Here is a 5,292-nt window from a genome sequence, read left to right on the forward strand (position 1 = left end):
TGAGCGCTCTTTGCAGGCGGATCTGGGCCTGGCCCTGGTGCGGGAATCGCAGCAGGCGTTGCGGGAGGATCTGCGGTTGCTGGTGATGTCCGCAACCCTGGATACCGGGCCGATTGCGCAAGTGCTTGGAGACGTTCCCGTAATAACCAGTGAAGGACGGGCGTTTCCGGTCGATGTTCATTACCGGCCGTTGCCGCGCAGTGGCCGCATGGTGGATCAGGTTACCGCTGTGGTTCGGGAGGCATTGGCTGATCAAAGCGGCTCACTGCTGGTGTTTCTGCCCGGTGTGGGTGAGATACGTCGGGTTGAGCAACAGCTCCGTGCAAACCTGCCGGACCGGGTGATACTTGCTCCACTATACGGCAATCTGAAATCGGAGCAGCAGGACCAGGCAATCTCGCCGGCTCCCGAAGGCCAGCGCAAGGTGGTGTTGGCTACGGCTATTGCCGAAACCAGTCTGACCATTGAAGGGGTTCGGGTTGTTATCGATTGCGGTCAGCAGCGTCGGGCCGTTTTTGATCCCAACAGTGGCATGACCCGCCTGGTCACTGGCCGGGTATCCAGGGCTTCTGCGGAACAGCGTAAAGGCCGGGCCGGCCGGATGGAGCCCGGGGTCTGTTATCGATTGTGGAGCGAATCGGAACAGTTCGGATTGGCCGATTACACGCCGCCCGAAATTCTGGAGGCCGATCTGGCACCCTTGGTGCTGGAATTAGCCCAGTGGGGCGCGCGGGAAGCCGATGCCGTCGCCTGGATTGATAAGCCCCCTGCCGCCCATTGGAGGCAGGCTGTGGCCCTCCTGCGGTGGCTCGATCTGCTCGATTCAGACGGAGCTATTACGGACCACGGCAAAGCGGCCCGGGAGCTGGGTATACACCCGCGACTGGCGCATATGGTGCTGAAAGGCCGTTCTATAGGGCTCGGAGGCGCGGCTGCGGCCGTGGCCGCCTTGCTGGAAGAGCGTGATCTCCTGGGCCCCGGAACTGGTGCGGACATGCACGAGCGGGTTCGGGTGTTCTTCGGGGAACGGCGGGATCGCACGCTGGATGTCGCTCGCCTGAAGGCTGTACGCCAGTCGGCCCGGCGTCTTTCCGGGCCCGGGACGACTGAGGCAACACCGCCCTCGGAGACCGAAATCGGCCGATTGCTTGCCCTGGCCTATCCGGACCGTATTGCCAGGCGGCGATCGGATAAGGCGGCGAGGTATCAGCTCAGTAATGGCAAAGGTGCGGTACTGAGAGAGGATGATCCCCTGGCACGGCACGAGTGGCTGGTGGCGGCCGAGCTGGATGGCCAGGCCCGCGAAGCCACGATTTACCTGGCCGCGCCGGTGGACATTCCGGACCTGGAGCTCGACCTGGCTGACCACATACAGGAGATCGAAGAGGCACTGTGGGACGACAGCCAGGGTAAAATTCTGGCGCGGCGTGCGCGAAAACTGGGTGAACTCGTGCTTCAGGAAAAGCCGCTCGGCCGGGTGGATCCGGAACTGGTCCGGCAGGGGCTGCTCAGCGCGATTCGGAAGAAGGGCCTGGAAAGCCTGCCCTGGAGTGATGGCAGTCGCCAGTGGCGTGCCCGAATGAGGTTGCTCGCCAGAACCTTCCCGGATTCCGGCTGGCCGGACACCGATGACGCGGCGTTACTGGATAGTCTCGAGGTTTGGCTGGGACCGTTTCTGGTCGGCATGACCCGATGGTCCGATCTGGCCCGGATCGACTTGCTGGCGGCCCTTAACAGCCTGATTGATTACCCGTCCCAGCAGCAGCTTCAGAGTCTGGCGCCAACACATCTGACCATACCGACCGGCCAGCGGGTGAGTCTGGATTACACCGCCGACAATGGCCCGGTGTTGGCGGCCAAGCTCCAGGCGCTGTTTGGCTGGAAAGAAACCCCTGCCGTTGCCGGTGGGCGGGTACCGGTGGTGCTTCATCTGTTGTCCCCCGCGCAACGGCCTCTGGCGGTCACCGCCGATCTGGCCAGTTTCTGGCATAACGCCTACCCCGAGGTGCGCAAGGATATGCGTGGGCGGTATCCCAAGCATCCCTGGCCGGAAGATCCGTTTACCGCCGAGGCTCAGCAGGGCACGAAAAAACGCCCAACTCGCTGATGCGTTTGCTGACCAGCGCGTGTGGCACCCGCTCAAAGTAGATATTCCGTGGCGTTATCCAGTCTCCCGGCGGTGCGTTGAGTTCTTCCGCGGGCATTTCCTCGAGTTCAACCGACCCGGGGTCGGCGTCGCTGTTCCGGAAGCTGTCGGCAAGAACCCAGAGGGGCTTCCCGGCCGCATGGGCCGCCAGAGCCAACAAGTGTGTACCGCTTTTGTTGATAAAATGCCCATTGGAAAGCCAGGTATCGCACCCGGTGATCACCAGGTCAGCCTGGGGCACAAACAGCCCCATCTGCGCATCGGTGATCAAGGTGACGGGTATGGCTAGCTCGTTCAGCGCCCGTGCCAGGGAGTGGCCCTCGAAGCCCGGGCTGCTCTGGGTGCAGATGACAGAGAAGGCCTGGCGCTGTTCCGCCATGTTACGAAACAGCGCCAGTACCGCGGAGCTGGCGCTATGGGTCAGTATCACCGGCGACTCTGGCAGAAGATCGAGGGCTTGCCGGGCAATGGTTCCGGTGGCATTTTCCAGCTGGTCTCTGATGTCCATGACGGCCTGAAGTGCGACCTGAACATCACTGGAAAGACGCTGCTCGATCATGGCCAGTGCATTGCCAATCACGATCATGCTCGGGCGTGCCGCCCGGAGTTCTGCCAGTAGCCTCAGAAATGTCTCGCCCTCTGGCTCGACCTCGTCCAGGTAAGATAGCAGTTGATCGAGGGTGTTCATTGCCAGCTGTGTAGCGCCTGACCGGGAGTCCGCTTTCAGTGCGGCCAGAAGGGACTTTGCCCTCGCATCAAGTTCCTGCATTCCGCTCTTCCGTGCTTATGTGCTGCTTCAAGGGTAGCACCTGTACGGTCTTTTCCTGATGTCTGGAGGTGAAAATAGCACTTGCCTGAATGTCAGCCCTGTATAAAATACGCGCAACTCAACCCCGAGTGCGCAGTATCCATGCACCTTGTTTCCTTCGATATTTTCCGAACCCTGGGTTTTCCCGACACCACCGTCCTCAAGCCGGACCAGTTTTTGCGTCATAAAGAACTGTTGCGGGAAGCAGATTGGGTCCTGTTTCCAGAGTACTGGCAGTTAAATGCCCTGGTTCACGGTCTCAAGTGCCGGGTGTTTCCCAGCGAAGCCAGCTACCGCATCGGCCACGACAAAGTGGAGATGACCCGTGCATTCCAGACGGTGGCCCCGGAGCACACGCCCTGGACCATGATTGAGGCCAACGGCCCGGTGGAACGTGACATGATCTGGGATGCCATGGTGCATCCGTTCGTGGCAAAGCTTCCCAAGGCCAGCATGGGCGAAGGCGTCTGGCTGATTGAATCCCGTGAGGACTGGCGCCGCTACTGCGAGCGCACTGACGTGCTCTACGCCCAGGAATACCTGCCTCTGGACCGGGATGCACGAGTTGTTGTGGTTGGCGATCAGGTGCTGACGGCTTACTGGCGAACCCAGGCCGATCAGGGCTTCTACAACAATGTGGCCCAAGGTGGCCGCATCGACAACAGCCCGGTTCCCCCGGCGATGACGGCGCTGGCATTGCGGCTGGCCCGGGATCTGGGTGTTGATCACGCCGGCTTTGATATTGCGCTGGTGGATGGCCACCCTTACGTACTGGAATTCAACCGGTTGTTCGGAAACAAGGGATTGGGCCAGGGCACGGAGCTCCAGGAAGCGATTCTCGGCTATCTACGGGAACAGACTGAACCGGAAGACCCGGACGGGCCTACCGAACCACCGCCGATATGGCCGGTGGCGGTCTAGGAAAACCCGCCAGAATTCATGCCAGTGGCGTTGCCAGTATTGCCTATTACTTATGGGTAGATATGCTCATATCCGGGCCCTCAAAAAAGCCCGATGATCGCGCTATCTAACGGGTGCTGCAGCGTTGCTGTAGTGCCTTTTTTTATGCCTGTTTGCCCTGTGGAGGGACACACCACCCATGACCGAAGCCGCTAACGCCAATATCGCCGATTACTACGAAGCCGACACGTTCAAGCGCATCAAGGACTTTGCCGACGGCAAGGAAACTCCGTTTGTGGTGATCGACACCGCAACGATTGACCGTCAGTATGACGAGCTGGTCGAGGGTTTCCCCTACGCCAAGGTTTACTATGCGGTGAAAGCCAACCCGGCCCCGCAGATCCTGACCATGCTGCGCGACAAGGGTGCCTCTTTCGATATCGCGTCGGTTTACGAGCTGGACAAGGTGATGGCCCTGGGTGTGACCGGTGAGCGGATCAGCTACGGCAATACCATCAAGAAGGCGAAGGACATTCGCACCTTCTACGAGAAAGGCGTTCGTATGTTTGCCACCGACTCGGAGGCAGACCTTCGCAACATCGCCAAGGCGGCCCCGGGCTCGAAAGTGTATGTGCGTATCCTGACCGAAGGTACCCTGACGGCAGACTGGCCGCTGTCCCGCAAGTTCGGCTGCCAGACCGACATGGCCATGGACCTGCTGATCCTTGCCCGTGACCTGGGTCTGGTGCCCTACGGCGTGTCGTTTCACGTCGGTTCCCAGCAGCGCGAGATTGGCGCCTGGGATGCGGCCCTGAACAAGGTGAAGGTGATTTTCGAGCGTCTGAAGGAAGAAGACGGTATCGAGCTTAAGATGATCAACATGGGCGGTGGTTTCCCGGCCAACTACATCACTCGCACCAATGAGCTGAAGGTGTACGCCGAGGAGATTGCCCGCTTCCTGCACGAGGACTTTGGTGCGGAGCTGCCGGAGATCATCATCGAGCCGGGCCGATCGCTGATTTCCAACGCCGGTGTTCTGGTGAGCGAGGTGGTTCTGATTTCCCGGAAATCCCGTACTGCCCTGCATCGCTGGGTGTTTACCGATGTGGGCAAGTTTTCAGGCCTGATCGAGACCCTGGATGAGGCGATCAAGTTTCCGATCTGGACTGAGAAGGCGGGCGAAGGCGAGGACTGTGTGATTGCCGGGCCGACCTGTGACAGTGCCGATATCATGTATGAGCATCACAAGTATCCGTTGCCGTTGAATCTGGCGATTGGGGATCGGATGTATTGGCTGTCTACCGGAGCCTATACAACGACATACAGCGCCATTGAGTTTAATGGGTTTCCTCCGTTGAAGGACTATTACATCTGACCCTGTATTAGTTCGGAGTCTGGCCGCGGGGCGGGGGTGTCCTTTCCTCTGGGAAAAACAACT

General features: G+C 60.0%; 4 protein-coding genes. 3 read left to right on the forward strand and 1 reads right to left on the reverse strand.

The genetic code is table 11. The features are described 5' to 3' along the window. A partial coding sequence (gene hrpB / locus B2W52_RS01645) for an ATP-dependent helicase HrpB (protein ID WP_273017750.1) occupies positions 1-2,107 on the forward strand: 2,107 nt, incomplete at its 5' end. On the opposite strand, the gene B2W52_RS01650 is transcribed toward hrpB, so the two are convergent. Beyond that, positions 2,061-2,915 carry an eIF2B alpha/beta/delta subunit family protein gene (locus B2W52_RS01650; protein WP_008176740.1) on the reverse strand — a complete coding sequence of 285 codons (855 nt, stop codon included), beginning with the start codon at positions 2,913-2,915 and terminating at the stop codon, positions 2,061-2,063. The genes hrpB and B2W52_RS01650 overlap by 47 nt on opposite strands. A gap of 141 nt (positions 2,916-3,056) precedes the next feature. On the opposite strand from B2W52_RS01650, the gene B2W52_RS01655 reads away from it, so the two are divergent. Further along, entirely contained in the window at positions 3,057-3,875 is an 819-nt protein-coding gene (locus B2W52_RS01655; RefSeq protein ID WP_053113477.1) for an alpha-L-glutamate ligase, read from the forward strand. Between the two features lie 178 nt (positions 3,876-4,053). Continuing rightward, the gene (locus tag B2W52_RS01660; RefSeq protein ID WP_008176745.1) at positions 4,054-5,229 is read left to right on the forward strand and encodes a type III PLP-dependent enzyme; all 1,176 of its coding nucleotides are present in this window, start codon (positions 4,054-4,056) and stop codon (positions 5,227-5,229) included. The last annotated feature ends 63 nt before the right edge of the window (positions 5,230-5,292 follow it).

Origin of the sequence: Marinobacter sp. UBA2498 (assembly GCF_002341575.1) — a bacterium.
In the GTDB taxonomy this organism is placed as follows: Bacteria; Pseudomonadota; Gammaproteobacteria; order Pseudomonadales; family Oleiphilaceae; genus Marinobacter; species Marinobacter manganoxydans.

Bases quoted from the DNA above. Each gene is read 5' to 3' on its own strand.
- B2W52_RS01650 (WP_008176740.1), bottom strand. From the start codon at position 2,915: ATGCAGGAACTTGATGCGAGGGCAAAGTCCCTTCTGGCCGCACTGAAA.
- B2W52_RS01655 (WP_053113477.1), top strand. From the start codon at position 3,057: ATGCACCTTGTTTCCTTCGATATTTTCCGAACCCTGGGTTTTCCCGAC.
- B2W52_RS01660 (WP_008176745.1), top strand. From the start codon at position 4,054: ATGACCGAAGCCGCTAACGCCAATATCGCCGATTACTACGAAGCCGAC.